The organism is Pseudomonas putida, assembly GCF_030159595.1.
Taxonomy (GTDB): Bacteria; Pseudomonadota; Gammaproteobacteria; order Pseudomonadales; family Pseudomonadaceae; genus Aquipseudomonas; species Aquipseudomonas putida_AC.
The window spans coordinates 1-233 of the sequence record NZ_BSKJ01000065.1; the positions used below are offsets into that span (position 1 = coordinate 1).

At 58.8% G+C, this 233-nt stretch carries 1 protein-coding gene; it reads left to right on the forward strand.

The window, feature by feature from the left end; translation table 11 throughout:
* A partial coding sequence (locus tag QQL85_RS26540; protein WP_284357343.1) for an immunoglobulin-like domain-containing protein occupies positions 1-233 on the forward strand: 233 nt, incomplete at both ends.

The following is a 233-nucleotide window of genomic DNA, read 5'->3' on the forward strand; positions in this document are numbered from 1 at the left end:
GTGACCCTGACCAACAAAGACGGCCTGCCGATCAACAACCACTCGGCGCTGACCTTCACGCTGAGCGACGGCAAGACTGTCATCACCGTGCCGGCCAATGGCACTGTGGGTACTACCACTGTCATTGCTCCGGACAACGTCTACACCGGCACCAATGATCCGGTGATCAAATCGATCGCTTCGGTCAGCGGTGACGACGTCGGCAAGTTCGAGCAACTGACCCTGGACAAGGC